At 61.7% G+C, this 26501-nt stretch carries 26 protein-coding genes; 7 read left to right on the top strand and 19 right to left on the bottom strand.

The window, feature by feature from the left end; all coding sequences use genetic code 11:
- Positions 1–49 precede the first annotated feature (49 nt).
- Positions 50–1207, bottom strand: a complete 1158-nt coding sequence (locus AC1DNK_RS08200; protein ID WP_477940394.1) for a glycosyltransferase family 4 protein — start codon at positions 1205–1207, stop codon at positions 50–52.
- 223 nt (positions 1208–1430) lie between these two features.
- Here AC1DNK_RS08200 and AC1DNK_RS08195 point away from each other — a divergent pair, with 223 nt between their 5' ends.
- The gene (locus AC1DNK_RS08195; protein WP_477940393.1) at positions 1431–2321 is read left to right on the top strand and encodes a hypothetical protein; all 891 of its coding nucleotides are present in this window, start codon (positions 1431–1433) and stop codon (positions 2319–2321) included.
- A 1-nt stretch (position 2322) separates the two neighbouring features.
- The gene (locus AC1DNK_RS08190) at positions 2323–2640 is read left to right on the top strand and encodes a hypothetical protein (RefSeq protein WP_477940391.1); all 318 of its coding nucleotides are present in this window, start codon (positions 2323–2325) and stop codon (positions 2638–2640) included.
- 6 nt (positions 2641–2646) lie between these two features.
- Here the strand turns inward: AC1DNK_RS08190 and AC1DNK_RS08185 are convergent, their stop codons facing one another.
- The 7 genes from AC1DNK_RS08185 to AC1DNK_RS08155 all read right to left on the bottom strand — a co-directional run bounded on the left by AC1DNK_RS08185 (position 2647) and on the right by AC1DNK_RS08155 (position 9619).
- On the bottom strand, positions 2647–3558 hold the full coding sequence (locus AC1DNK_RS08185) for a sugar kinase (RefSeq protein ID WP_477940389.1): 912 nt from the start codon (positions 3556–3558) through the stop codon (positions 2647–2649).
- Positions 3559–3684: 126 nt separating this feature from the next.
- On the bottom strand, positions 3685–4032 hold the full coding sequence (locus tag AC1DNK_RS08180; protein ID WP_112386173.1) for a hypothetical protein: 348 nt from the start codon (positions 4030–4032) through the stop codon (positions 3685–3687).
- 150 nt (positions 4033–4182) lie between these two features.
- The gene (locus AC1DNK_RS08175) at positions 4183–5166 is read right to left on the bottom strand and encodes an oligopeptide/dipeptide ABC transporter ATP-binding protein (RefSeq protein WP_112386174.1); all 984 of its coding nucleotides are present in this window, start codon (positions 5164–5166) and stop codon (positions 4183–4185) included.
- Positions 5159–6151 carry an ABC transporter ATP-binding protein gene (locus tag AC1DNK_RS08170; protein WP_477940388.1) on the bottom strand — a complete coding sequence of 331 codons (993 nt, stop codon included), beginning with the start codon at positions 6149–6151 and terminating at the stop codon, positions 5159–5161. The genes AC1DNK_RS08175 and AC1DNK_RS08170 overlap by 8 nt, the downstream gene beginning before the upstream one ends.
- A gap of 1 nt (position 6152) precedes the next feature.
- Positions 6153–7070 (bottom strand): ABC transporter permease, encoded by a 918-nt coding sequence (locus AC1DNK_RS08165; protein ID WP_477940386.1) that lies wholly within the window; start codon positions 7068–7070, stop codon positions 6153–6155.
- Positions 7067–7990 carry an ABC transporter permease subunit gene (locus AC1DNK_RS08160; RefSeq protein WP_112386177.1) on the bottom strand — a complete coding sequence of 308 codons (924 nt, stop codon included), beginning with the start codon at positions 7988–7990 and terminating at the stop codon, positions 7067–7069. The genes AC1DNK_RS08165 and AC1DNK_RS08160 overlap by 4 nt, the downstream gene beginning before the upstream one ends.
- A gap of 48 nt (positions 7991–8038) precedes the next feature.
- The gene (locus AC1DNK_RS08155; protein ID WP_112515670.1) at positions 8039–9619 is read right to left on the bottom strand and encodes a peptide ABC transporter substrate-binding protein; all 1581 of its coding nucleotides are present in this window, start codon (positions 9617–9619) and stop codon (positions 8039–8041) included.
- 267 nt (positions 9620–9886) lie between these two features.
- Here AC1DNK_RS08155 and bglA point away from each other — a divergent pair, with 267 nt between their 5' ends.
- Positions 9887–11527: a beta-galactosidase BglA gene (bglA, locus tag AC1DNK_RS08150; RefSeq protein ID WP_477940384.1), complete on the top strand. Its 1641-nt coding sequence runs from the start codon at positions 9887–9889 to the stop codon at positions 11525–11527.
- On the opposite strand, the gene AC1DNK_RS08145 is transcribed toward bglA, so the two are convergent.
- The 4 genes from AC1DNK_RS08145 to AC1DNK_RS08130 form a co-directional block, all read right to left on the bottom strand.
- Positions 11528–11776 (bottom strand): DUF2442 domain-containing protein, encoded by a 249-nt coding sequence (locus AC1DNK_RS08145; protein ID WP_477940382.1) that lies wholly within the window; start codon positions 11774–11776, stop codon positions 11528–11530.
- The gene (locus AC1DNK_RS08140) at positions 11757–12002 is read right to left on the bottom strand and encodes a DUF4160 domain-containing protein (protein ID WP_477940381.1); all 246 of its coding nucleotides are present in this window, start codon (positions 12000–12002) and stop codon (positions 11757–11759) included. The genes AC1DNK_RS08145 and AC1DNK_RS08140 overlap by 20 nt, the downstream gene beginning before the upstream one ends.
- A 3-nt stretch (positions 12003–12005) precedes the next feature.
- On the bottom strand, positions 12006–13703 hold the full coding sequence (gene ade, locus AC1DNK_RS08135; RefSeq protein WP_477940380.1) for an adenine deaminase: 1698 nt from the start codon (positions 13701–13703) through the stop codon (positions 12006–12008).
- 130 nt (positions 13704–13833) lie between these two features.
- Positions 13834–14940 (bottom strand): branched-chain amino acid ABC transporter substrate-binding protein, encoded by a 1107-nt coding sequence (locus AC1DNK_RS08130; protein ID WP_112515680.1) that lies wholly within the window; start codon positions 14938–14940, stop codon positions 13834–13836.
- Between the two features lie 518 nt (positions 14941–15458).
- Between AC1DNK_RS08130 and AC1DNK_RS08125 the strand changes: the two genes are divergently transcribed.
- A complete protein-coding gene (locus AC1DNK_RS08125) occupies positions 15459–16409 on the top strand; it encodes an HD-GYP domain-containing protein (RefSeq protein WP_477940379.1) in 951 nt (316 codons plus the stop codon).
- Between the two features lie 79 nt (positions 16410–16488).
- Here AC1DNK_RS08125 and aptA read toward each other — a convergent pair whose 3' ends face one another.
- The 6 genes from aptA to AC1DNK_RS08095 all read right to left on the bottom strand — a co-directional run bounded on the left by aptA (position 16489) and on the right by AC1DNK_RS08095 (position 22276).
- On the bottom strand, positions 16489–17814 hold the full coding sequence (gene aptA / locus AC1DNK_RS08120) for an omega-aminotransferase AptA (protein ID WP_112386187.1): 1326 nt from the start codon (positions 17812–17814) through the stop codon (positions 16489–16491).
- A gap of 317 nt (positions 17815–18131) precedes the next feature.
- Positions 18132–18449, bottom strand: coding sequence for an ArsR/SmtB family transcription factor (locus tag AC1DNK_RS08115; protein ID WP_112386188.1), 318 nt, complete (start codon positions 18447–18449; stop codon positions 18132–18134).
- A gap of 106 nt (positions 18450–18555) precedes the next feature.
- On the bottom strand, positions 18556–19311 hold the full coding sequence (locus AC1DNK_RS08110; RefSeq protein ID WP_477940378.1) for a HugZ family pyridoxamine 5'-phosphate oxidase: 756 nt from the start codon (positions 19309–19311) through the stop codon (positions 18556–18558).
- A 32-nt stretch (positions 19312–19343) separates the two neighbouring features.
- Positions 19344–20396 carry a choline ABC transporter ATP-binding protein gene (gene choV / locus AC1DNK_RS08105; protein ID WP_112386190.1) on the bottom strand — a complete coding sequence of 351 codons (1053 nt, stop codon included), beginning with the start codon at positions 20394–20396 and terminating at the stop codon, positions 19344–19346.
- Positions 20393–21238, bottom strand: coding sequence for a choline ABC transporter permease subunit (gene choW / locus AC1DNK_RS08100; RefSeq protein ID WP_112386191.1), 846 nt, complete (start codon positions 21236–21238; stop codon positions 20393–20395). The genes choV and choW overlap by 4 nt, the downstream gene beginning before the upstream one ends.
- 81 nt (positions 21239–21319) lie before the next feature.
- Entirely contained in the window at positions 21320–22276 is a 957-nt protein-coding gene (locus AC1DNK_RS08095; RefSeq protein WP_477940377.1) for a choline ABC transporter substrate-binding protein, read from the bottom strand.
- A gap of 236 nt (positions 22277–22512) precedes the next feature.
- Between AC1DNK_RS08095 and AC1DNK_RS08090 the strand changes: the two genes are divergently transcribed.
- The 3 genes from AC1DNK_RS08090 (at position 22513) to AC1DNK_RS08080 (ending at position 24980) form a co-directional block, all read left to right on the top strand.
- Positions 22513–23115: a thymidine kinase gene (locus tag AC1DNK_RS08090; RefSeq protein WP_112515688.1), complete on the top strand. Its 603-nt coding sequence runs from the start codon at positions 22513–22515 to the stop codon at positions 23113–23115.
- 65 nt (positions 23116–23180) lie between these two features.
- Positions 23181–24254 carry a hypothetical protein gene (locus tag AC1DNK_RS08085; RefSeq protein WP_112386194.1) on the top strand — a complete coding sequence of 358 codons (1074 nt, stop codon included), beginning with the start codon at positions 23181–23183 and terminating at the stop codon, positions 24252–24254.
- 96 nt (positions 24255–24350) lie between these two features.
- Complete coding sequence (locus AC1DNK_RS08080; RefSeq protein WP_477940374.1) at positions 24351–24980, top strand: GNAT family N-acetyltransferase; 630 nt, start codon at positions 24351–24353, stop codon at positions 24978–24980.
- A 48-nt stretch (positions 24981–25028) separates the two neighbouring features.
- Here AC1DNK_RS08080 and AC1DNK_RS08075 read toward each other — a convergent pair whose 3' ends face one another.
- Positions 25029–26390, bottom strand: a complete 1362-nt coding sequence (locus AC1DNK_RS08075; RefSeq protein WP_477940373.1) for a DUF5939 domain-containing protein — start codon at positions 26388–26390, stop codon at positions 25029–25031.
- Between the last annotated feature and the right edge of the window lie 111 nt (positions 26391–26501).

The following is a 26501-nucleotide window of genomic DNA, read 5'->3' as shown; positions in this document are numbered from 1 at the left end:
GATGAGGGGGCTGCTTGCGCCAACCTCAAATTACTTCAGGCTCAACCAATCACTCCGCAGCGATCGCCGCCTTCCGCCTTGGCAGGGTCTTGGCATATTGCCAGGCGCGCTTCCATTTCGGGGCGATGACGCCGTTGGCGGCGCGGATGTTGTTGATGAACTGCTGCGTCGCCGCTTCCCAGGAATAGTTCAGCGCCAGCTCGCGGGCTTTTTCGCGGGAGGCCGAAAGTGCGGCAAGGCAGGCGGCACGCAGGTCGTCATCCAGCGCACCGACTTCTCCGTCATCGCCGATGATGTCGAGCGGGCCGGTCACCGGATAGGCGGCGACCGGGACGCCGGAGGCGAGCGCCTCGAGGATGGTATTGCCGAAAGTATCGGTCAGCGACGGGAAGACGAAAACGTCGGCCTGGGCGTAGATATCAGCCAGTTCCTCGCCGAACTTGATGCCGGTGAAGAGCACATCGGGGTAGCGCTTGGCAAGCTCGGCGCGCGCCGGGCGGTCGCCGACGACGACCTTCGAGCCGGGCAGATCGAGATCGAGGAAGGCGGGCAGGTTCTTTTCCAGCGCCACACGGCCAACGGTCATGAAGACGGGGCGCTGCAGGCCGAAGGGCTTCTCCTCGAGTTCAGCCGGATGGAACTGCGAGGCGTCGATGCCGCGGGTCCAGGGCATCAGGTTGCGGATGCCTTTTTCCGCCAGTTCGCGGGCGAGGCTGGGGGTGGCCACCATGCAGCCGGCGCCCGAATTGTGAAACCAGCGCACGAAAGCGTAGAGCCAGCTCTTCGGCACCGGCAGGCGTGCCGAGACATATTCCGGAAAGCGGGTGTGATAGCTGGTGGAGAAGGGCATGCGGTTCTTCAGGCACCAGCGCCGCGCCGTCAGCCCGAGCGGGCCTTCGGTGGCGATGTGAACGTAGGACGGCCGGTGCTTTTCGATCTCGCGGGCAACGCGGCCATAGCGGGCGACCGACAGGCGGATTTCGGGATAGGTCGGGCAGGGGAAGCTCGCGAAGCGCTCTGGCGTCACCATCGACACCTCGACGCCCATCTTCGCCAGTTCGCGATTGGTATTCTCGATCGAGCGCACGACACCATTGACCTGCGGGTGCCAGGCGTCGGTGACGATGACGAGGCGTTCGGGCACCGTGCCGGGCCCGGCATTGCCCCAGCTCTCGCCACTCAGGCTCTTCGAAGGATGTTGAAGCATATCCCGTATCCATCCAGGCCGCCGGTCAAGCCGGGCAAGCGCAACCCCAGGCGGGAGCCGGATTATCGATTCCCGCAGCCTATTGTCGCTTCTGTCGATGATGGAAATATTACAAGCCGATAACAGCGCGGCGCATTGCATATTTCGCAATCTTTGATTGTATGTGGTTTGTTGCTTGCACGCGTATCCCTGCTATCTCTTGGATGGAGCAGGGGAACACTTCATGTTGAAACGACGACGGGCAGCCGCATTGCTTGCGGCGGCGGCACTTACCGGCTGCGCCAATATCGATGCCGGCGATATTCAGGCATTTGGAACGGCCACAACAGCCGTCGCCCAGGCGGCGAGAGATGCTCGCGGCATCGACAATACGCTGGCACGGGCTATCCGGACAGAGGAGCAGGCGACTGTTTTCGCGATGGGAGGCGGCGGCTACGAATTTCCGCCGGCCTATCGGGCAACGCTCGTAACAGGCGATGTCTGGGATGTCCGGATTGCCTATGCGGCCGCGCTCGCCGATTATGGGCAGGCACTCGCCCGGGCGGCCAGCGGCGTCGAAGGTCCCGGCGTGGCGGCTGCGGTGGACAATATGCAGAAGGTGATATCGACGGCGGCGCCGAACGTGACAGCCGTGAAGACTTTCGAGCCGGCTGCCGCCGCCATATCCGGTATCGTCCAGAAAGCTATTACCGAGGCTGCGTGGCGGCGTATCCAGACACAGATGCGGCGCGCTCACCCGACGATCGTCAAGGGGCAGGAGCTGCTGGCGGCAGATTTCGCGCTGGTCGCCGATAGAGTCCAGCAACACTACGGCGATTGGCTTCTGCGCAAGCGTAAGGCTCTCGACACGATCAGGCGGAATGGTAGCGCCAGCGAGAAGATTACGGCCTACAAGGCGTCACTGGACGAGCAGCAGGCGATGGCGAATGCGATCAGGCTGCTTGTGCCGTCCGGGAACGGCAAGCCAGGCTATGCAGGTGTCCTCGACAACATGGTGAGCGCTCACAAGCAATTGGCCGAAGGGAATGCCGATCCGGCGGCACTCGCCGATTTCGTGGCGGCGGCAAAACAGCTGGCCGTGTTTGCGCGATTGTTTGCTTCGACAGGAGGCTGAGATGACGACGAATAGCATAGCCTATGATCGTTTGCGGTCCGGCATCGCAGCCGCCAATCTCGGTTTCAGCGAAGCGCTGACCGCTGCCGATGCGAACCGGTTCCTCAAGCTCTATCATATCTACGACGACGAACTGGATGCGATGGTGGCGGCGAGCCTCACGAAGTCGTCGGGGCAATATAAGGTGCTGACAAACGAGCTCAAAAGCGCCAAGGGCTCGCTTGAGGACATAGTCGACGATATTCAAAGACTGGTTCGGACAACCGAGGCCGCATTGAAGATCGCGACGACGTTTACGAAGATCATCGCACTGATCTAAGGGGCTTCAGAGCCCAAGCTTGTCCCTGGCCACCAGCGCGCCGTGTTCGCTGACGACGCGGGCTGCGACCTTGGCGGCGAAGCGGGCGCTTGTCTCGGCGTCTTTGGTCTCCAGGTATTTCGCCAGGAACGAACCGTTGAAGCTGTCGCCGGCGCTGGTCGTGTCGACGACGGTCTCGACTTTTTCGGCGGGAACCGCGGCGCGCTTGCCTTCGAAATCCAGCGTGGCGCCATCGGCGCCGTTCTTGACGACGATGTTGTTGGCGCCGAGCGCGCGGTAACGGTGGATGGTCGCCTCGATCGAATCGTCGCCGAAATGCGAGGCTTCGTCGTCGAAGCTCGGCATGACCAGCGTCGAGGCGCGGGCGCCCTCGCTGATGACCGTGTGCATCACGTCATAGCTCGACCAGAGCCGCGGGCGGATGTTCGGATCGAAGACCACCAGCTTGCCGGAGGCCTTGGCGCGGCGGGTTTCGGCGAGCAGCGTATCGGTATCCTCGCGCGGCAGGATGGCGAGCGTGATGCCAGAGAAATAAATGACGTCGGAGGCTTCCACCGCCTCGCGCAGGCGATCGGGGTCGGCGGCCAGCTGCCTGGCGGCGGAGCTGTCGCGCCAGTAGCTGAAGGAGCGCTCGCCGTTCCTGAGATTGATCATGTAGAGACCGGGCGCCTTGCCCTTGATGCGGCGGATATGGCCGGTGCCGATGCCGTGGCTCTCGAAGAAGGCGGCCATCTCGTCGGACATGGCGTCGTCGCCGAGCGCGGTAAAGTAATCGACGGTCCAGGAGGCGGGCAGGCAGGCGCGGGCATACCAGGCCGTGTTCAGCGTATCTCCGGCAAAGCCTTTTCGCAGCAGGCCTTCACCCGCCTGTGACAGCTCCACCATGCATTCACCGATCGAAAGAAAGCGTCCGCTCAAATCAGCCTCCCGGAATTCCTAAGCGTTTGCTGCTTACGCGCAGAGGCTTCGGGTGGCAAGCGCACAGGACATGCAAACGGCCCGCTTTGGGCGGGCCGTTTGTTTTCGAAACGCGGTTTTTGAAGCTTAGCCGATTTCCGGGCAGCCACGGCGATTGGCGAAAATGATCCGGTCGGGACCACCGCGCGTCCAGCCGCGAACGGTGACGCTGCGGTCGGTAACGCGGACGACTTCGGCGCGGCGCAGGCCCGCATCGCGGGCGGCCATAACGGCTTCGCGCGGGCTGCAGCCGCGGCGGAAATCGCGATCGCGGTCACCGTAGCGATCCCTATCGCGGTCACGATCGTAAATGCGCACGCCATCGGGACCAATGCGGAACTGGACGTCCTGCGCCTGCGCAAAGCTTACGGGCAGCGCGACGCTGCCGAGGGTGAGTGCCAGGGCAAGACCGGCATTCGAGATCAATTTTAGCATTATTCTTTCCTCCATTCGGAGCCCTACCAAGACCCGGAACATATGTTTCACGAGGAGGAAACTGCCCCGGAGCGTCATTTGTTCCGCTCCGGGGCAAGCGCTGGAGCTGTCCGCGTGTTGCGCGCGTCAGTCGCCAGGGCGGATCTGAGATCAGCGATCCATGTGATAGCAGGCCGCCGATTGCCCGGGGCGAACCTGCTCCGTCGGCGGCATTTCGGTGCGACAGATGTCGGTCGCCTTCCAGCAACGGGGCGAGAAGACGCAGCCTTTCGGCGGGTTGAGAGGCGAGGGCGGATCGCCCTGCAGGCGGATGCGGGTGCGCTGGCGGGCAAGCTTCGGATCGGGGATCGGTGCCGCCGAGAAGAGGGCCTGTGTATAGGGGTGAGCGGGGTTTTCGAACACCGTCGCGCAATCGCCTGCCTCGACGACCTTGCCGAGATAGAGCACCAGCACGTCGTCGGAAATCAGCCGCACGACCGAAAGGTCGTGGCTGATGAAGATCAGCGTCAGGCCGAATTCCTTGCGCAGCTTTCTGAGCAGGGTGATCACCTGGCCCTGGATCGAGACGTCGAGCGCCGAAACCGGCTCGTCGCAGATGATCAGCTTCGGCTTGGTCACGACGGCACGGGCAATGCCGATGCGCTGCGCCTGGCCGCCCGAGAATTCATGCGGGTAACGGTTGATCATCTCAGGCACGAGGCCGACGGCATTCATGATGTCGCGGACGCGGTCCAGGCGCTGTGCTTTCGACAGCTTCGGTTCGAAGACCGTCAGCGGTTCGGCGATGATGTCGCCGACCGTCATGCGGGGATCGAGCGATGCGATCGGATCCTGGAAGATGATCTGCATGTCGCGGCGTGCGGCCCGCATCTCCTCGTCGGAGAGATCGAGCAGGTTGCGGCCCTGCCAGAGGATGCGGCCTTTCTGCGAGGTCAGCAGGCGCAGGATTGAGCGGCCGAGCGTGGACTTGCCGCAGCCGGACTCGCCGACGATGCCGAGGGTGCGGCCTTCCTTGAGATCGAAGCTCACATTGTTGACCGCCGTCAGCATCACCGGCGGCTTGAAGAAGCCCTTGGCGGGCAGTTCGAACTGGGTCGTCAGGTTCTCGACCCGGAGCAGGGAACGGTCAGCCATGGATCAGAAGCTCCTCGCGGCGCGGGAATGGGTGATAGCAGGCGGCACAGTGGCGCGGCGCCAGCGTTTCGAGCGTTGGCGGGCGATCGATGCAATCGTCCTGGACCTGCGAACAGCGGGGCGAGAAACTGCAGCCCTTCGGCAGGTGCTGCAGGTTCGGCGGCCGTCCGGGGATGACGACGAGTTCGTCGACATCCTGATCCGGGCGGGGGATCGAGGCATGAAGTGCCGCCGTATAGGGATGCGCCGGATTGTCGAAGAGCTCGTCGACCGGCGCTTCCTCGACGATGCGCCCGGCATACATGACGGCGACGCGGTCGGCGAGGCCGGCGACGACGCCGAGATCGTGAGTGATCATCACCAGCGCGGTGTTCATCTCCGAGGTCAGGTCGTTGAACAGATCGAGTATCTGCGCCTGGATGGTGACGTCGAGCGCCGTCGTCGGCTCGTCGGCGATCAGGAGCTTCGGCTTGGTCAGGAGCGCCATGGCGATGACGATGCGCTGGCGCATGCCGCCGGAGAGCTCGTGCGGGTAGAGATTGAAGCGCCTTGTCGGGTCAGGAATGCCGACCCTCTTCAGCATGTCGAGGGCTTCGGCTGAGGCGGCGCGCGCCGTGAAACCGCGGTGAACCTCAAGCTGTTCCGTCAGTTGCCGGGAAATCCTGAGAGACGGATTCAAGGCGGTCATCGGGTCCTGGAAGACCATGGCCATGTCCTTGCCGCGGACTTGGTCGAGCTCTTTCGGCTTCAGCGACAGCACGTCGCGTCCCTCAAGCAGCGCCTGGCCCGATGTTCTGCCGTTCTTGGCAAGCAAGCCCATGACGCCGAGAAACGTCTGGCTCTTGCCGGAGCCGGATTCACCGACGATGGCGACACGCTCGCCGCGCTTGATCGACAGGTTCATGTTGGAGACGGCCTTTACCTGGCCGTCCGGGGTCTCGAAGGTGATCGAGTAGTCTTTGAGTTCCAGAAGGTTTTCGGTCATGTCAGCGATCCTTCGGGTCGAACGCGTCGCGCAGGCCGTCGCCGATGAACAGCAGGCTGAGCAGCAGGGCGACAAGGAAACCGGCCGGGAAGATCAGCAGCCAAGGCATGCTTTCCATGGCATCGGTGCCCTCGGCGATCAGTGTGCCGAGCGAGGTGAGCGGTTCCTGCACGCCGAAGCCGAGATAGGAGAGGAAGCTCTCCGTGGCGATGATCTCGGGCACGGTCAGTGCCGCGAAGATCACGACAGGGCCGATCAGGTTCGGGATGATGTGTTTGATGATGATCTTGAGGGGCCGCTGGCCCGAAGCGCGTGCGGCTTCGATGAACTCGCGGTGCTTGATCGACAGCGTCTGGCCGCGAACGATACGGGCCATGGTCAGCCATTCGAGCGCGCCGATCGCTGCAAAGAGCAGGTAGACGTTGCGGCCGAAGATCACCATCAAGAGGATGACGAAGAGGATGTAGGGGAAGGCGTACATGATGTCGACGAAGCGCATCATGATCGAATCCAGCCGTCCGCCGATATAGCCTGAGATGGCGCCGTAGAGCACGCCGATGACGACAGAGACCAGCGTTGCGGTGAAGGCGACGGCCAGCGAGATGCGGGTGCCGTAAAGCACGCGGGCCAGCAGATCGCGGCCGTTCGGGTCGGTGCCGAAATAGTGGCCGGTTTCGAAGGAGGGCGGGATGCGGAAGGCGGCCCAGTCCGGATCCTCGTAATTATAGGGGATGAACCACGGGCCGATGAAGGCGACGAGAACCATGAGCACGAGGACTACGATCGAGACGACCGCGGCCTTGTTGCGCGACAGGCGACGGAGCGCGTCCTTGGTGAGCGAGCGGCCTTCCGGCGCCAGGCCCTCGGCCTCCAGCAGCTCGGCTGCCAGCAACTCGCGTTTGGCAGGATTGAGGATCATCGGTTTCTCACTTTCGGATCGAGCCACGCATAGGCGATGTCGACGAGAAGGTTCAAAAAGACGATCAGCACCATGTAGAAGATGACCGTGCCGAGAACCATGCCGTAATCGCGGTTCAGCGCTGCGTTGATGAAATAGCGGCCGATGCCGGGCAGTCCGAAGACGCTTTCGACGACCAGCGAGCCGGTGAGAAGATAACTGGCCGCCGGACCGAGATAGGAGACGACGGGCATCATGGCGGGCTTCAGCGCATGGCGCATGACGGTCAGGCGCGGGCCGATACCCTTGGCCTTGGCGGTGCGGATATAGTTCTGGCCCATCACTTCGATCATCGACCCGCGGGTGATGCGCGAGATGCGGCCGGCATGCGGCAGCGCCAGCACGACGACGGGGAGCACCAGATATTTCAGCGAGCCGTCACCCCAGCCGCCGACCGGAAGCCAGGCGAGATGGATGCCGAAGACCAGCTGCAGGATCGGCGCGATCAGGAAGTTCGGCAGCACGACGCCTACCAGGATCAGAGCGCCCAGAATGTAATCCGGCGTCTTGTTCTGATAGAGCGCCCCAAGACAGCCGACGAAGACGCCGACGATGATGGCGAGCAGGAAAGCGGCCGTGCCGATCGTGAAGGTATAGGGCAGGCCGATCATGATCTGCTGCGCGACGGTGAAGTCTTCGCTGGCAAATGACGGGCCGAGATCGCCTCTGAGCAGATCACCCACATAGATGAGGTACTGCTGGATGAGCGGCTTATCCAGATTGTAGTGGACAGCCAGGTTCTTCAGGATCACCGGCGGCAATGGCCTTTCGCCATCGAAGGGGCCGCCGGGGGCAAGGCGCAAAACGAAAAAGCAGGCTGTGACGGCGATCCACAGAACCGGGATCGTCGACAGCAATCGACGGAGTGCATATTTGATCATGATCGTGGACCGGCCCTTTCCGCGCGCGGCGGAAAGGGCCGTTTTCCTTTACTCTTTCATCGACAGCCAGCGGGTGCGGTGGATGTCCTGGACGTTGTCGACGAAGCCCTCGATCTTGGGCGAAACGACGTTCTTGGAGACGTAGTAGTAGATCGGCAGCGCGGCGGAATCATCCAGCGCGATCTGCTCGGCCTTCTTGAACATTTCGGCACGCTTGGTCAGATCGGTCTGGGCGTTGCCGTCCTTGATCAGCTTGTCATATTCCGGGTTCGACCAGCGGCCGTAGTTCATCTGGACGCCGGTGACGAGCAGGTTCAGGAAGTTGTCGGGGTCGTTGTAGTCGGCGAGCCAGCCGGCACGGCCGATCTGCACTTCGCCGCGCTGAAGCTGGTCGTAATGCACCTTGGTTTCGGCATTGACGAGCTCGACATTGACGCCCAGCGGCTTCCACATCGAGGCGATCGCCACGGCGATGCGCTTGTGGTTGTCGTTGGTGTTGTACTTGAGCTCGGCCGTCAGCGGGTGATCAGGACCGAAGCCTGCTTCCTTGAGCAGCTTCTTGGCTTCCTCGACCTTGTCCTTGTAGGGCAAGTCCTTCCAGGAGACGTAAGCCGGATCGCCGTAATTCGCCGTGCCCGGCGGGACCCAGGAATAGGCCGGCAGTTCGCCGGTGCCGAGGATCTGCGGGCCGATGACTTCGCGGTTGATCGCCATGGACAGGGCCTGGCGGACGCGCTTGTCGCTGAAGGGCGGCTTCTGCGAATTGATGACGTAATAGTAGAGGCCGGAGAAGGGGGCGACATGCGCCTGGCCCGGCAGGTTCTTCTTCATCCACTCGTACTGGTCGGTCGGGAAGTCGGTGAGGATGTCGAATTCGCCGGCGCGGTAGCGCTTCAGCGCCGCTTCCTGGTCTTCGAGGACGAAGAACTTGGCGCCGTCGATCTTCACGTCCTTGGCGCCGTAATACTGGTCGTTCTTGACGGTGGTGACATGCGAACCCGGAACCCATTCGGTCGGCTTATAGGGGCCGTTGGTGACGATGTTGCCGATCTTCACCCAATCGGCGCCCTTGGCTTCCACCACATGCTTCGGCAGCGGATAGGCGGTGTAGTGCATCAGCGCGTTGATGAAATAGGGGGTCGGATTTTCGAGCGTGATCTCGAGCGTCTTGTCATCGACAGCCTTGACGCCGAGCTGGTTGAGATCTGCGATCTCGCCCTTGTTGATCTTTTCCGCGTTCTTGATGGTGAACTGCAGGTAGGCATAATCGGCGGCGTTCTTCGGGTCGACGAGGCGCTGGAAGGCGAAGACGAAGTCTCCGGCCGTTACCGGCTGGCCATCGGACCACTTGATGCCGTCGCGAAGCTTGAAGGTGTAGACCTTGCCGTCATCGGACACTTTCCAGCTCTCGGCCTGGCCGGGAATCGGATTGTCCTTGGCGTCTTCCGTGACGAGACCTTCGAAAATGTCGCCGGCGATGCGGTTTTCCCAGTCGCCAGACAGTTTCTGCGGATCGAGCGACGTCGGGTCGCCGCCATTGTGGATGTTGATCGTGGCCGCGTGGGCCGAGAAAGCCAGCAATGTGCCAAACATTGCGGAAGCTAGAATTTTTTTCGTTATATGGTTCATGGTTGGGCCACCTTTCCAGGCTTTGTCGCCTGTTTTTAGTCATTTGTTCCCGGTTTTGACCTGTTACGTGCAGGTCAACGCGCACCTTATCGCAAAGGTTTGGCGTTGCAACCCCCCTTGCGAAGGGGGCGTCATGGGTGTGGACAAGCCTATATGCGGCACGAATTTGCCTTTCCGCGTCCACCCCAGAATAGGCTGTTAACGCAGTTGTTTTTTGTTTTCCGGGCTTTAGTCTGTGCGCGAACGAACCATTCGGAGAGTGCATTCATGGCGGTGAAGTCGGCGGACTGGTGGCGGGGCGCGGTGATCTATCAGGTCTATCCACGCTCTTTTCAGGATACGAACAGCGATGGTCTGGGCGACCTGAAGGGAATCACGCGCCGGTTGCCGTATATTGCCAGCCTCGGCGTTGATGCGATCTGGCTGTCGCCCTTCTTCAAGTCGCCGATGGCCGATATGGGCTACGACGTTTCCGATTATTGCGACGTCGATCCGATCTTCGGCACGCTCGATGATTTCGACGAGATGATGAAGGCCGCGCATGTGCATGGCATCAAGGTGATCATCGACCAGGTGATTTCCCACACCTCGGACCAGCATCCCTGGTTCGTCGAGAGCCGGGCGAGCCGCGATAATCCGAAGGCCGACTGGTATGTCTGGGCCGATCCGAAGCGCGACGGCACGGCGCCGAACAACTGGCTGTCGATCTTCGGCGGGCCGGGCTGGGAATGGGACGGCGTGCGCCGCCAATATTACCAGCACAACTTCCTGACCTCGCAGCCCGACCTGAACTTTCACAACAAGGAAGTTCAGGACGCGGTGCTGAAGACCGTGAAATTCTGGCTCGACCGCGGTGTCGATGGCTTCCGCCTCGACACGGTGAACTATTATTTCTGCGACAAGCTGCTGCGCGATAACCCTCCGCACGAACCCGACGAGAGCGATGCGGGGCTCGATGCCCCCGACAGCAATCCCTACGGCATGCAGAACCATCTCTACGACAAGACGCAGCCCGAGAATGTCGATTTCCTAAAGCGCTTCCGGGCGCTGCTCGACCAGTATGAGGACCGGACGACAGTCGGCGAGGTCGGCGACGGCGCGCGTTCGCTGAAGACGGTGGCGGCCTATGTCGATGGCGGCGACAAGCTGCATATGTGCTACACGTTCGACCTGCTCGGCCCCGATTTCACCGCTGCCCATATCCGCAAATGCGTCGATACGTTCCAGCGCATGGTGGCGAACGGATGGGTCTGCTGGGCCTTCTCCAACCACGACGTCAACCGCCATGTCAGCCGTTTCGCCAAGACCGAGGCGGAGCGGCCGGTGATCGCCAAGCTGGCGATTTCGGTGCTGGCGGCGCTGCGCGGCTCGATCTGCCTCTACCAGGGTGAGGAACTCGGCCTCCCCGAAGCCGAGCTCGCCTTCGAGGACCTGCGCGATCCCTACGGCATCCGCTTCTGGCCGGCCTTCAAGGGCCGCGACGGATGCCGCACGCCGATGCCCTGGGAGGCGGCCAAGGCGCATGCCGGGTTCACCGGCGCGGAAAAGAGCTGGCTGCCGGTGCCCTACGAGCAGGCGGCGCTATCGGTCGATACGCAGGAAGCGGACGCCGCTTCGGTGCTGGCCCATTACCGGGAAACGCTGGCATTCCGCAAACAGCATCCGGCGCTCGTTGACGGCGACATGGAATTCATCGGCACCAACCAGGACCTGCTGGCGTTTACACGGAGGAAGGGCGCAGAGAAGCTGCTGTTTGTTTTCAACCTGACGCGTGAGGCGGCGGAGTTTAAATTGCCTGCAGGGATGAAGGTCGCTGGGGGGCTTGCTGCGCCGGGGCTGAAGGGCGAAGTGTCAGGCGGGGCGATCAGGCTTGCGCCACTGAGCGGTTATTGTGGAGAGTTGGGCTGATCACGCCGCGGAGGGGCGCTTGATTGTCTGGTCACCACGCCCGGCAATCAGTCCCTCGATCGATATGTCTTCGTCGAGTTCGTCCCAATGGAGACCCATCGGACTGATCTCGACGGCGGTGCGCTGTTCGGTTGTTGCGGAAAGCAGGCGCGGAAACCAAGCGAGCGGTACACCGAGTGTGCGGCCATCATCGAGCACGACCCACATGGTGTTTTCATCGAAGCTGACTTCAGTTGCTGAAATGCTCATGCCACGCTCTTTCGATCGGCGATCGGTTCTTTGCGACTTCCCGAATGATATCAGCAAGCTCGCTGCGATTGAAGCCTCTGCTCGCGGCGATGCTGATGGCCGGTTCCAGCCAGACCTTCGCTTCGCCGCTGGGGCCGCGGATATGGATGTGGATGGGCTCGCGCGGATTGCCTTCGTTTGAATAGAAGAAGAACTTCAGGTTTCCGAATCTGAAAACGACAGGCATTATTCACCCGATCAGCATGAACCGGTCGACATCCACCATCCCCTTGTCCGAAATCTTCAGGTGCGGGATCACCGGGAGCGGCAGGAACGCGACCTGGAGGAAGGGTTCTTCGAGAGTCGTTCCAAGGGCATAGGCCGCCTTTCTCAAGTGATGCAGCGTGTCGCGCACGCTCTCATAGGGTTCGAGGCTCATCAGGCCGGCGACGGGGAGCGGGATTTCGCCGGTGACCTTGCCGTCCTCGACGACGACGAAGCCGCCCTTGATTTCGCCGAGGCGGTTGGCGGCGAGCGCCATGTCGTCCTCGTTGACGCCGACGACGCAGATATTGTGGCTGTCATGGCCGACGGTGGAGGCGATCGCTCCTTTCTTCAGCCCAAAACCCTGGACGAAACCGTTGGCATGGTTGCCGTTCTTGCCGTGGCGCTCGATGACGGCGACCTTGATGATGTCGTTTTCGAGATCGAGATCGGTCTGGTTGCCCTTGACTGGCAGGCGGTAGCGGCGATGCTCGGTGATGATCTTGCCGGGCATGACGCCGATGACGGGCGTTTCGCCCTCGGCGACAGGCACGCCGAAATGCATCGCCTGGACGGGCCGCGCCTTGACACTGTCGAGGCCGACGGGGGCAACGGGTTTGCGGGTGGCGAAGAGTTCCGCGGTGACGCGGCGGCCAGCCGAGAAGACCATTTCGGCCTTGCAGCTTTCGAGGTTGTCGATGACCACGAGATCGGCGCGCCAGCCGGGGGCGACGAGGCCCCGATCCCTCAGGCCGAAGGCGCGGGCGGCCGAGATCGAGGCGGCGCGATAGATTGCCAGCGGCTCGACGCCTGATGCGATCGCCGTGCGGATCATGTAATCGAGATGGCCCTGCTCGGCGATATCGAGCGGATTGCGGTCATCGGTGCAGAGCGCCAGAAAAGGCGACAGGCGCTCGGTGATGATGGGCATCAGTGCGTGGAGGTCCTTCGACACCGATCCTTCGCGCACCAGAATGTGCATGCCTTTGCGGATCTTTTCCAGCGCTTCCTCTGCCGTGGTGCATTCGTGCTCGGTGCGGATGCCGGCCGAAAGGTAGCCGTTCAGATTGGTGCCGCGCAGCAGCGGCGCGTGGCCATCGATATGGCCGCCCTGAAAGGCTTCGAGCTTGGCAAGACAGACCGGATCCTTGTGGATCACGCCGGGGAAATTCATGAATTCGGCAAGGCCGATGACCTTCGGATGATCGCGGAAGGGCAAAAGTTTCTCGATCGGCAGATCGGCGCCTGCCGTCTCCAGGTGGGTTGCCGGAACACAGGAGGAGAGCTGGACGCGGATGTCCATGATCGTCTCCTGCGCGGACTCGAGGAAGAAACGGATGCCGTCTTCGCCGATGACGTTGGCAATCTCGTGCGGATCGCAGATCACTGTGGTGACGCCATAGGGCAGCACGCAGCGGTCGAATTCATGCGGGGTGACGAGCGAGGATTCGATATGCAGATGCGTGTCGATGAAGCCGGGGACGACGATCTTCCCTGATATATCGATCTCGGTGGCCCCCCGATAATCGGCGCAGGTGCCGACGATTCGGTCGCCGGAGATGGCGATGTCTGAGGCCACGAGTTCGCCGGTCACCAGATCGAAAAACCGGCCGCCCTTGAGGACGATATCGGCCGGTTCGCGGCCGGTTCCCTGGTCGATGTGGTGTTCGAGCTTGCTGGTCATGTGCGTCCCCAATTGCTTCGTGCCACAGTTATAGCCGAACTGTGTTGCACAAGGCGATATGTGGCAGGCAGCGCCCCAAACGAAAACCGGGCGCACAAGGCGCCCGGCAGAAATGCGATGGCAGAGCGGCTTATTCGACCGGAACGGCCTTGCCGGCTTCCCACTTGTAGAGCTCGAAGCTCTTCGAGGAGAGGTCGCCGGTTTCGCCGTAGGTGAGCTTGCCGATGGCGGTCGGGATGGCTTCGCCGCCCTTGAGGGCTGCTGCGACGGCTTCCGCGTCTTCGGCGCTCTTGGCCTTCTCGATGCCGGCCTTGATGACTTCGACGGCAGCATAGGCGTTCAGCGTGAAGGCTTCGGCCGGGATCTTCTTGGCGGCGAGCGCTGCAGCAGCGGCCTTGGAGTCCGGGCTCTTGGTGGCGTCGGAGGCGTTGGTGAAGATCGTGCCGGCAGCGGCTTCGGTACCGATGTTCCAGAATTCGTTGTTCGACAGGCCGTCACCGCCGATGATCGTCGCCTTGACCGAGAGGTCGGCGAGCTGGCGGGCGAGCAGGCCGCCTTCCGGGTGGTAGCCGCCGAAATAGACGACGTCGACCTTTTCAGCCTTCAGGCGGGTGGTGAGCGCGGAGAAGTCCTTGTCGCCAGGTGTGACGGCGTCGTCGATGACTTCCTTGACGCCACCGGCGTTCAGGGTTGCCTTGAAGTTGTCGGTGAGACCCTTACCGTAAGCGCCCTTGTCGTTGATGATGGCGATACGCTTGTCCTTGAAATGCTTCAGGGCGTATTCAGCAGCAACGCCAGCCTGCTGGTCGTCACGGCCGCAGGTGCGCAGGACGTTGGTCAGGCCGCGGTTCGTCAGATCAGGAGAGGTTGCCGTCGGGGTGACCATCAGCACGCCGTTTTCAGCCAGCACGTCGGATGCCGGAATGGCAACGCCCGAGGTGACCGGGCCAACGACGAACTTGATGCCTTCGCCGACCAGCTGGTTGGCGGCGGAAACGCCCTGCTTCGGCTCGCCGGCGTCGTCAGCGGTCTTCAGGATGACCTTCTCGCCGAGAATGCCGCCGTTCTTGTTGATCTCGTCGACAGCGGTCTGCGCGCCGTTCTTCACCTGATCGCCGTAAGCGGCAACCGGGCCGGTGAGGGGCGCGATCAGGCCGATGGTGATATCGGCATGGGCAAGCGGTGCAAAAGCCAGCGATGCGAGCATCGTCGCGCCAGTCAAAGTCTTCAGACTCATTTTCGTTCTCCTTGGGTGGGGCTTTCGCCCGCGTGACTGCCGCGACATCGGAGCCGGCGCGTACAACAACTCTTCTGAGTTGCGCCAAGACGGCGGTTCCGGTGCGGTCAATGCCCCCGGCCGGTCATCTTTGACTTCAGCGGGCGCATGGCGATTTTCTAGGAATTCTCATTTGATTTCGCAAGGAAATAACAAAATCACTGCCAAAATTGTTCTGGATTGCGCGAAACGACCGGGCTCCGGCGTCATTTTCGTAAAATTCCGGAGTTTTTCAGAGGTCAATAGCCGGCATCTACCTTGGGCTAAGTGCTCAAATCGATTTAATCCACGAGTTGCAAATAACGCCGGAAAGATACCAAGAATAGTCAGTGAATCTTTGTGCGTGAGAATATTCGTAAAATAGAACCGATTAACATTTGCATGCTATGAAGGTTGTAGAGGGGTGGCCGGTCTGGAGTGTGTCTCAAGAATAAACTCGGCCCGGCAAGTCTAATCGTGCGTTGGGACTAAGCGACTGAATGCTAAAGCGCATTGAAGCCAGCCAGGTCAGGGCTGGGATGTTTATCGAGGCCGTCGAAGGGGCCTGGAACGACCCATTGCTCGGGCGTCACCGGTTTCTCGTAAGGCGGGAATCCGATGCCCAACGGTTGCGCGGCAGCGGTGTCGCCGGGGTGGTCATCAACACAGCCAAGGGCGTCGATACCAACGGCCTGCGCTCCAATGTGCCTGCCTATGCCTCCGAAGATCCGCGTGCCGTCGAACTGCAGACAAAGGCTGCGCGCGAAACCATCCAGAAATCCGCCGAGCAGCTCGAAGATGTCTTCAGCAAGATTCAGGGCGGGGCGGGTGTCGCGATCGATGATATCGCGCCCGTCATTTCGGGACTGTCCACGTCGCTCGATGAAAACCCGGCGATCTTCCTCAGCGTCACGCGATTGAAGTCGAAGGACGAGACGACCTTCGTGCATTCGCTGTCGGTCAGCGCGCTGATGATTCATTTCTCCCGCTACCTGGATTTCGACGAGGAGACGGTTCGCGTCCTTGGCATTGCCGGTCTGCTGCACGATGTCGGCAAGGTGGAAATCCCGCACGAAATTCTCGCCAAGGAAGGCAAGCTCGACGACGAGGAAATGCAGCTGATCCGCAGCCATCCGGAACTTGGCCATGCGATCCTGAAGCGGCAGGCGGGCATGCCTGACATCGTTCTCGACGTCTGCCTCAACCACCATGAGCGGATCGACGGGCGGGGATACCCGAATATGGTTCCCGGCTCAAAGCTGAGCATCTATGCAAAGCTCGCGGCGATCTGCGACGTCTATGATGCGATCACCTCGATCCGGCCCTACAAGCAGCCTTGGTCGCCTGCCGACGCTCTGAAATGGATGCTGAGCCGAGAAGGGCATTTCGACATCAAGCTGCTGAAGCGCTTCGCGCTCTGCCTGTCGGTCGCTTCGGCGCACAAGGCCTGAGATCAACGCGTAAGATCAAGACATGAAAAGGCCCGCCGGAGATCAGTTCCGGCGGGCATTTCGTTTGGTCTCGTGACGATCAGATGTTGTTCTGAAGGATCTCGCGCAGCTTGCCGAACAGCTCGTCGATATGGTGCTTCTCGATGATCAGCGGCGGAGACAGCGCGATGATGTCGCCGGTCGTGCGGATCAGCAGGCCCTTCTCATAGGCCTTCAGGAAGGCGGTGAAGGCGCGCTTGGTCGGTTCGCCGGCGATCGGGTCGAGCTCGATGGCGCCGATCAGGCCGGTGTTCCTGATGTCGATGACATTCGGGCAATCCTTCAGCGAGTGCAGCGCGTCGGCCCAGTAGTCGGAAAGCTCCGCGGCGCGGGTCAGCAGGCCTTCTTCCTTGTAGGTGTCGAGGGTTGCCAGTGCGGCTGCCGAGGCGATCGGGTTGCCCGAATAGGTGTAGCCGTGGAAGAACTCGATCATGTGCTCGGGGCCGCTCATGAAGGCGTCGTGGATCTCCGAGGTGACAAAGACCGCGCCCATCGGGATGACGCCGTTGGTCAGGCCCTTGGCGGTGGTGATCATGTCGGGCATGACGTCGTAATACTGGGCGGCGAACGGAGCGCCGAGGCGGCCGAAACCGGTGATGACTTCGTCGAAGATCAGCAGGATGCCGTGCTTGGTGCAGATCTCGCGCAGCTTCTGCAGGTAGCCCTTCGGCGGGATCAGCACGCCGGTGGAGCCGGCGACCGGCTCGACGATGACGGCGGCGATGGTCGAGGCGTCGTGCAGGGTGACGATGCGCTCGAGTTCGGTTGCGATATCACCGCCATGTTCAGGCTCGCCGCGTGTAAAGTTGTTCTTGCCGGGCTGGTGGGTGTGCGGCATGTGATCGACGCCAGTCAGAAGCGTGCCGAACATCTTGCGGTTGGAGACGATGCCGCCGACCGAGATGCCGCCGAAATTGACGCCGTGATAGCCGCGCTCGCGGCCGATGAGGCGGAAGCGCGAGCCGTTGCCCTTTACCCGGTGATAGGCCAGCGCCACCTTGAGCGCGGTCTCGACCGATTCAGAGCCGGAGTTGGTGTAGAGAACGTGGTTCATACCCTCGGGAGCGATATCGACCAGGCGGTTCGCCAGTTCGAAGGCCTTGGGGTGGCCGAGCTGGAAGGCCGGGGCGTAATCGAGTTCGCCCGCCTGCTCGCGGATCGCCTCGGTGATCTTCGGGCGGCAGTGACCGGCATTGACGCACCAGAGACCGGCCGTGCCATCGAGCACCTGACGGCCGTCATGGGTGGTGTAATACATGTCCTTGGCGCCGACGAACATGCGCGGCTCCTTCTTGAACTGCCGGTTCGCCGTAAACGGCATCCAGAAGGCGCGAAGGTCGTTGGGGGTGTTGAGGCGATTGGACATGCTGTTCTCCTGGCCGCGAGGCCCGTTCCCCGGGCTTGAGCCCGTATTTTTACCGTCCGGTCAAACTATCAGCGCGGATTCGGGCGTCAAGAGACCGAAAGCGCACGAGACCAGAGTTTACCGCTCATTGCCATGCGCTTTGCCGCCGCATTGAAATACCGCCAGAACGGTATCCGGCCGAAACGAAAAAGACCGGCAAATCGAGCGATCTGCCGGTCAAGAAGTAGGGTTGACGTGCTGAAATACTGCGTCCGGTCCATTCCGGAATTATTCCATTGGCGGACCGGTTCTTGGCTGACGTGATGTCAGCGTTGACTTTAGGCCGCGGAACGGCTCCGGTTCTGAACAGCGTAAATGTCTTCGAGCGTTGCCAGGATTTTCATCACAGGCTCGGAATTGCTCGAGTAATAAATGGTCTGCGCATCGCGGCGGGTCCGGACCAGCTTCTGGGCGCGAAGCTTGGAGAGATGCTGCGACAGGGCAGACTGGCTAAGGCCAACCTGCGTCGCGAGGACGCCGACGGGAACTTCACCCTTCACGAGGCTCACGAGGATGAGCAGGCGCTTGGGGTTTGCCATTGCTGACAGAAGCGCGGCCGCCACATTAGCGTGATCTGACAAGTCAGTATTTTCCATTATTCCAATCTTCCTAATGCGAATTTTTTCCGTATAGGCACAGGGCGTTAGACGGGGTTTGGCGGACGCCCGAAAAGTAGCAATTGGGCATGAAGATTGTATATACCTAAATTTCGGGTATCGAGTATGCTATTTTAGATATGTGTGGAATAATTTCCCCGAGTTTTGTGACAGGCTCTTCGAATTCACAACGTGACAAGTTATCGCCCGAAATCACGTCAAAACCAGCACAATCGAGGCCGCATACCCTCAAAGTCCCGTCAATTGTCCCCTTGAAACGGGTTTCAAGCGCCCTAAGCACCTCTGGGTGGTTGTCTACTAAATCTCGCACTATGGCATCGGCTTCGGCCGCCACCGCATCATTGGCGGGAGAGAGAATCGCAAGGTCCGAACCCTCCAGGAGATAGGCCCGGCCGAAGCCTCCGTTGAGGCTGGCGGACTGCGGCAGCAAGCGGAAAAACCGGAAATCCGGGAAGTCGATATAGAGCTTGGCCTTGGTATGCCGGTTCAGGAAACGGCCGCGGATGCGTTCGTGAAGCGGGCTGCCGCGCTCCACCGGTTCGGCGATGCATTGCGTCGTCAGGCGCGGGTAGGCGAGCGGATCGCCCTTGCCGGGCTCGCCTGTTAGCAGCGAGGCGCGGGGATCAGCTTCCAGTGCCTTGGTATGGGTGGAGAGCGCCGAGACGAGGACGACGGGCGTGCCGTCTATATCGGTGCCGAGTAGCACGCGGCTGGCAAAGGGAAAACCGGTCGCCGGATCGAGTACGGCGAGGCCGGCATAGCGGGCCGAACGGAGCAGGGTGCGGGCGAGCGTCCGGGCCTGCCCGTCCGTCTCCCGCAATACGGAAGCTTGATCTTTCATGTCCACTTTTCTGTCGGAAGTGGACGGAAGGATCAAGCCTGTTCTTTGCGCCGGTGGCGGGTGAGGCCGCTGACGATGTCCTGCGCCGAAATCGTGCCGACGATCGTTCCGTTGTCGACGACGCCGATGCTGCCAGGCTGGCGGGACAAGGCATCGAGGATATCGACGAGCGGCGTTGCGGGCTTGGCCGTCGCCGTGACGGTGGCGCCCACGGCAGACTGGCCGAGACCCGGCTGCATGACGTCCTGTGCCGTCAGCATGTTGATCGGGTTCATGTTCTGCACGAAGTCCGCGACATACTGGTCGGCCGGGTTCTTGACGATTTCCTGCGGGGTGCCGCACTGGATGATGCGCCCGCCTTCCATGATGGCAATACGATTGCCGATGCGGAAGGCTTCGTCGAGATCGTGGCTGACGAAGAGGATGGTCTTCTTCAGGCGGCGCTGGAACTCCAGGAGTTCGTCCTGCAGGCGGGTGCGGATCAGCGGATCGAGCGCGGAGAACGGCTCGTCCATCAAGAGGATCGGCGCGCCCGTTGCGAAGGCGCGGGCGAGGCCGACGCGCTGCTGCATGCCGCCCGAGAGTTCGTTGACCTTGCGGTTTGCCCACTTTGTCAGGTTGACAAGTTCGAGCTGCTCATCGACGCGCTTCTTGCGCTCGGCGTCGGCCATGCCGGCGAGTTCCAGACCGAAGCCGACATTGTCGGCGACCGTCCGCCAGGGCAGCAGCGCGAACTGCTGGAAGACCATGGAGACGGTGTGCATGCGCAGGTCTCGAAGAGCCTTGGCGCTGCATTTGTAGGGATCGACGGGACCGGTGGCTGTGGAGACGGTGACCGAGCCGCGCACGACGGGCGCCAGCCCATTGACGGCGCGCAGCAGGGTGGACTTGCCGGAGCCGGAGAGGCCCATGAGGACGAGGATTTCGCCTTCCTCGACGGTGATAGAGGCATCTGCGACACCGAGCACGAGGCCGGTCGAAGCGCCGATCTCGTCGCGGGTCTTGCCCTGATCGACCATCGAGAGGGCGGCTTCCGGCTTGTCGCCGAAGATGATGCTGACATTGTCGAAACGAACGGAGGTCATACGCCGTCTCCTTCACCTGCAGTGCGGAACATGCGGTCGAGGATGATCGCCAGGATGACGATGCAGAGACCCGCTTCAAAGCCCTTGGCGACATTGACGGTGTTCAGCGCGCGGACAACCGGCACGCCGAGACCATCGGCGCCGACGAGGGCGGCGATGACCACCATCGACAACGAGAGCATGATGGTCTGGGTCAGGCCGGCCATGATCTGCGGCGTGGCGAAGGGGAGTTCGACCTTGCGCAGCACCTGCATCGGTGTCGCGCCGAAGGATTCGGCGGCTTCAACCAGCGAGGGCGGCGTGGAGATGATGCCGAGGCGCGTCAGGCGGATCGGGGCGGGAATGGCGAAGATCACCGTAGCGATCAGGCCCGGCACCATGCCGAGGCCGAAGAGGATCAGGGCCGGGATCAGATAGACGAAGGTCGGGATCGTCTGCATCAGATCGAGGATCGGGCGCAGCACCGAGTAGACCCAGGCGCGCCGCGCTGCGGCGATGCCGAGCGGGATGCCGACCAGCATGGAGACGAAGGTGGAGGCGAGCACGAGCGCCAGCGTTTCCGTCGTCTCTTTCCAGTAACCCTGGTTGGTGATCAGCAGCAGCCCAAGACAGGTAAAGACCGCAACGACGACCGACCGGCGTATCCAGTAGGCAATGCCGGTGATGGCGGCGATGACGATCAATGGATGCGGCGCCTGCAGCACGAACAGCATGCCGTCGATGACATGCGACAGGATGAAGGCCAGCTGGTTGAAGAACCAGTCGGCATTGGTCGTCAGCCAGTCAACGAACAACTTGGCCCAAGAGCCGATCGGAATTTTAGCGTCAGTGATCCAGTCCAAGGGGCGTGCCTATCCAAAAAAGATCAAGAATTCGGGATGAAATGGAGGCGGGACGGCAAGGCCGCCCCGCGCACGTCATCGTCAGAGGCCAAGGCTCTTCTTGACGGCGGGCAGGCCATCGGCACTGCCATCGCGCGTCTTGACGCCTGCGAGCCACGGATCGAGCGTCGACGGGTTGGCCTTCAGCCATTCCGCAGCAGCCTTTTCCGGCTCTTCGCCGTCATTCATGATCTTGCCCATGATCTGGTTTTCCATCTCGAGCGAGAAGGTCATGTTCTTGATCAGGGTACCGGTGTTCGGGCATTCACCGAAATAGCCGGCACGAACGTTGGTGAACACCTTGGCGCCGCCGAAATCAGGACCGAAGACGTCGTCGCCGCCGGTCAGGTAGGTCAGCTTGAAGTTGGTGTTCATCGGGTGCGGTTCCCAGCCGAGGAAGACGACCGGCTTGCCGGCCTTCTCGGCGCGGGCGACCTGCGCCAGCATGCCCTGTTCGGAGGATTCGACGACCTCAAGGCCCTTCATGCCGAAGGTGTTCTTGTCGATCATGTCGATGACCAGGCGATTGCCGTCGTTACCTGGCTCGATGCCATAGATCTTGCCGTCCAGGTCATCCTTGTGGGCAGCGATGTCCTTGAAGTCCTTGATGCCGAGTTCGGCGCCCTTGGCGTTGGTCGCGAGCGTATATTTCGCGCCGACGAGGTTTGGACCGTAGGATTCGACCGACTTGTCGTCGAGGAAGGGACGGACGTCCTTTTCCTGGGTCGGCATCCAGTTGCCGAGGAACACGTCGATGTCCTTGTTCTTCAGCGACTGATAGGTGACCGGCACCGACAGAACCGTGGTCTTCGGCTCATAGCCAAGGCCCTTCAGCACGACGGTCGCGGTTGCGGTGGTTGCGGTGATGTCAGTCCATCCGACGTCGGAAAAACGCACGGCGGTGCAGCTTTCAGGATCTGCTGCGAATGCGGCCGTGGCAATGGAAAGAGCTGCAACGGCAGTTGCGGTAAGCAGTTTGGATGCGCTTGTCGTTCTCATTTATAGACTCCCAGTCTTATCGTCCCCAAGCCAACCATCAATAGCTGACATTTACAAGCGACCACAGTGCGTTTGCGGCGGTTTGGCATACTCGATTGCGACGTCGCGCAATTTTCCGTGATGGCCTGAAAAGCAAGGATTCCGGCGGGATTCGCGCGTGGATTTCCTGTGGTTATCAGCTCTGCGCTCTTCTCATCGGCGATTCGAGCCGTCAAAAGCGAGGAACGGAGAAAAACATGGCGAAACTCTACTTCAATTACTCGACGATGAACGCCGGCAAGACGACGATGCTGCTGCAGGCCTCCTACAATTACCAGGAGCGCGGCATGCGCACGGTGATGCTGATCGCCGCCTTCGACGAGCGCACCGGAAAGGGCATCATCGGCTCGCGGATCGGCCTGGAAGCCAAGGCCATTCCCTTCGAGGCGGAGACCGATCTTCTGGCGCTGGTGACACGGCTTGCCGGTGAGGGAGAGCCGATCGCCTGCGTCTTCGTCGACGAGGCGCATTTCATGACGCGCGAGCATGTCTGGCAGCTCGCCCGCATCGTCGACCGGCTCGGTATCCCGATCATGGTCTATGGCTTGCGCACCGACTTCCAGGGAAAGCTGTTTCCGGCCTCCGAGGAGCTGCTCGCCATTTCTGACGAGATGCGCGAAGTGCGCACCATCTGCCACTGCGGCCGCAAGGCGACAATGGTGGTGCGGCTCGACGGCGAGGGGAAGGTGCTGCACGAGGGCGCGCAGATCGATGTCGGCGGCAACGAGAAATATGTTTCGCTCTGCCGCAGGCACTGGGACGACGAAATGAACGGCCCCTTCGTGGCCGAGGCCGTCTGAAAAGGCGGATTTTCATCCCGTCTCCGACCGGTTAGCTTGAGGCCAACGATTCCCAGGAGAAGCGGGTGCGCAAGGCTCCATCATTCGAAATTCTCATGGAAACGGCAAGCGCGCTGGCGGAAGAGCTGCGCGCCGAAGCTGGCGATTGCGCCGCCTTCATTGGTAGCTTTGCTCGCAACGAGGCGCAGTCCAGCGACGAGACGTTTCTGGACGAGAACCAGCGTTTCCAGGCCGCAGGCCAGAAGCGCGAGGCGCTTGATGCCGCGCTTGGCGAGCTCGCCGGTGAACTCGACCGGTTGTCTGAAGACGTCTCCGCCGATCTCGACAGTTTTCGCGGACTGACGCGCCGCGAGCGGATTACTGGGTGGTTCTCGCGCCAGCGGATGTGGAGATTGCACAGCCAGCGCGTCAGCGAGGCACCTGTCGTCGAGCGGCTGCTTGATCTTTTCGCCAAGAGTGATGCGCTTGCAGGCCTTGTAACCCAGCACCGCGGCTTTGCCGGCGAGTGCCACAAGACGGCCGAAGGCGGTGTCGTCGATATCATCGAGCACCGCCGCCGCCTCGTCGATGCGATCGATATCGCGCGGATGCGGATGAAGGAGCTGAACGCCAAGGCGCTGACGACGCAGGGGCGCATCGGCGTCTATGGCGGCAGAACGGAGTGGGAGCGGCTCGAGGAAGAGCGCCGCGCGCTGAAAGGCGAGGCTGACCGCATTTCCAGCGAGGAGCAGGTGATGCGCGACGAGAGCCAGCGGCGCGAGCGCTTCATCACCATGTTCCAGAGTTTCGTCGATGCGCTGAACAGCCAGATCGCGCTCTGCAACGTGCTGACCCGGAAGCTGATGGTCGATACGGAAGAGCGGCTGGTGCTCTACCGTGCCCAGGTCGATACCGACCGGCCGGGTGCCAAGGCGAAGATCAGCCAGACGATTTTTCCGAACATCGCCGCACCGATCTCGCTTTTCGAGCGGGGCATGCTGGTGCCGCAGGATATCGAGCAGCGCAAGAGCGCCGCAAGCATCGCCTTCGAGAAGAAGTTTTCCGCGTTTGTGCCTGTGATCAGCATGGAGCACGACAGGCCGCTGATCGACCTGACCAAGCGGCTGCCGCGTCTGAGATTGCGGTTCGGGCGCTCCTAGCCGGCATCAGCGCCGGACCTCCGGTCTTTGCAAGAACCGGCCAAGCCGCTATGCCTCGACCGGGGAATTCCGCGACACGCATGGTAGGGCCAAACGATGGAAACGATTGAAACGATAGGCAACTCCAATCCGGTCCTGCCGGAAGGCTATTCTCTTGTCCCAAAGGGCAAGCTTGCCAACGCCGTCACCTGCCTGGAAATGCGGGAGAAGCCGGAAGTCGTCGCAGCCGCCGAACGCTCAGACCTTTCCCTTGCGCGCATGACCGTCCCCGATCTCGATACCTACCGGCAGCTTTTCCGGGCAATCGGCGAGGAATGGATGTGGGTTTCACGGCTGGTGATCAGCGACGGCGAACTGGCCGCTATCCTCCGCGATCCCAGGGTAGAGATCTACGTGCTGTCATCGGGCGGCAAGCCTGCCGGGATGATCGAACTCGATTTCCGGGAGCCGGGCGCCTGCGAACTGGTGTTTTTCGGCGTCACCAAGGAGACGATCGGCACCGGCGCCGGGCGCTATCTGATGAACCATGCGCTTTCCATCGCCTGGGCGCATCCGATCGAAAGGCTGTGGCTCCATACCTGCCATTTCGACCATCCGAATGCGCTCTCGTTTTACCGGCGCTCGGGCTTTTCGCCCTATGCCCTATTGATCGAGGTCGCCGACGATCCGCGGGTGACCGGCATCTTGCCGCGGACCGCCGCGCCGCATGTTCCGATCCTGGAATAGCGGTCACGGCAGCGCGAAAATCTTCACCTCTCTGGAAATGCCGTGCAGCTACTCCATGCGGGAGACCGAGGTGATGCCGCTGTCGCGCAGGATTTCGCAGACCCGTTCGTTTCCGACAATCGCTTCGGTCGTCAGGATCACGTGAGGATCGGCAAGGTTCTGGACGCGAGAGGCGATGTTGACGGTCTGGCCGAAGTAATCCTGCCGGTCGTTGAGGCTGACGGCGAGGCAGGGGCCTTCGTGGATGCCGATCTTGAGCAGCAGATCTTCGCTACCGCGTTCGGTATTCAGGCGGAGCATCGCTTCGCGCATTCGCAGGGCTGCGGTGACGGCGCGGTCAGGGCTCGGGAAGGTCGCCATTACTGCGTCGCCGATGGTCTTGACGACCGCGCCTGCCTCGGTGGCAACGATTTCGTGCAGCACCCGGAAATGAGCGCGTACCAGATCGAAGGCGGCGAGATCACCGACACGCTCGTAAAGCGCCGTAGAACCCCTGAGGTCGGTGAACAGGAATGTCAGGCTGGTGATCCTCAGGCGCTGGTCGACGTCGAGCGTATCGGTCCGGTAGATATCCCTGAAACTCTGGTTGGTCAGCAGACGCTTGGCGGTCAGGAATGGCCGCCTGCGGCCGAGGATCTCGTGCAGGTCGTCGCCGGCGATGCAGACATTCGGTAGCACGCGGCGGTCGGTGTGGTTTTCGAGCGTCAGCCGCAGCAGACCGGGGCGCAGGGTCTCGGTCTCGTTCGGCGTATGGCTGCGGCTGATGACCATCGACAGGTTCTGGCGCTCGCCTGTCGGCTCGCCCTGAACGTCGATGAACTGCGCCGAATGCGTCACGGCATCGAAGATGATGATGAATTGCGGTGGCAGCTGCACCGAGACGAAGGCCTTTTCACCGGGGTCCAGCTCAATCATCTCCAGGAGGATGCGGCCGAACCGGTCTTCGAGATCATCCGGCAGATCAACGCCGGTGCTGAAGAACACCTGACGGTAATATTCGAGCGCCGGCAGCCGGTCGGGCTCGTGGGCGGCGATCCTGCGCACGCGTGGACTGACGGTGAAGGTGACCTCGACCATCTCGTCGAGGGTCGGCTCGTAACCGGCGGCGCAGAGCGCGCAATGATAGCTCTCGCGATCAACAGCCTTCAGCGTGGTGCCGCTGTCGAGGACGCCGCCGCAGCCGGGGCAGAGCACATTCCAGGTCATTTCGAAGGCGCCGATCCGGGCCGCATGCAGAAAGCCCGCGATCGTCTTCTCTTCGTCGAGATCATGCGCCTTGGCGAAGGCGAGCGCGTTGATGCGGTTGAGATCGCGATCCGAGCCGTTCCTGACCGCATTCTCGATGCAGTCGGCCGTCTGCTGGCCGGCCGCATGCCTCAGGGTGGCGAACAGCACGTCGACTTCGCTCATCACACAACCTCCCGGCAGGCGGGCCCACGGCGGACGACGCCAAGCGCGGCATTGTACCATGAGGATTTGCTCATAGAAATCCGAGCCGCCGGAGCCGCCGCCCACAGGGTG

The organism is Rhizobium sp. 01N424 (genome assembly GCF_056399485.1).
The sequence above is the reverse complement of the archived record's forward strand: the minus strand, read 5'-3'. Positions and strand labels throughout refer to the sequence as shown.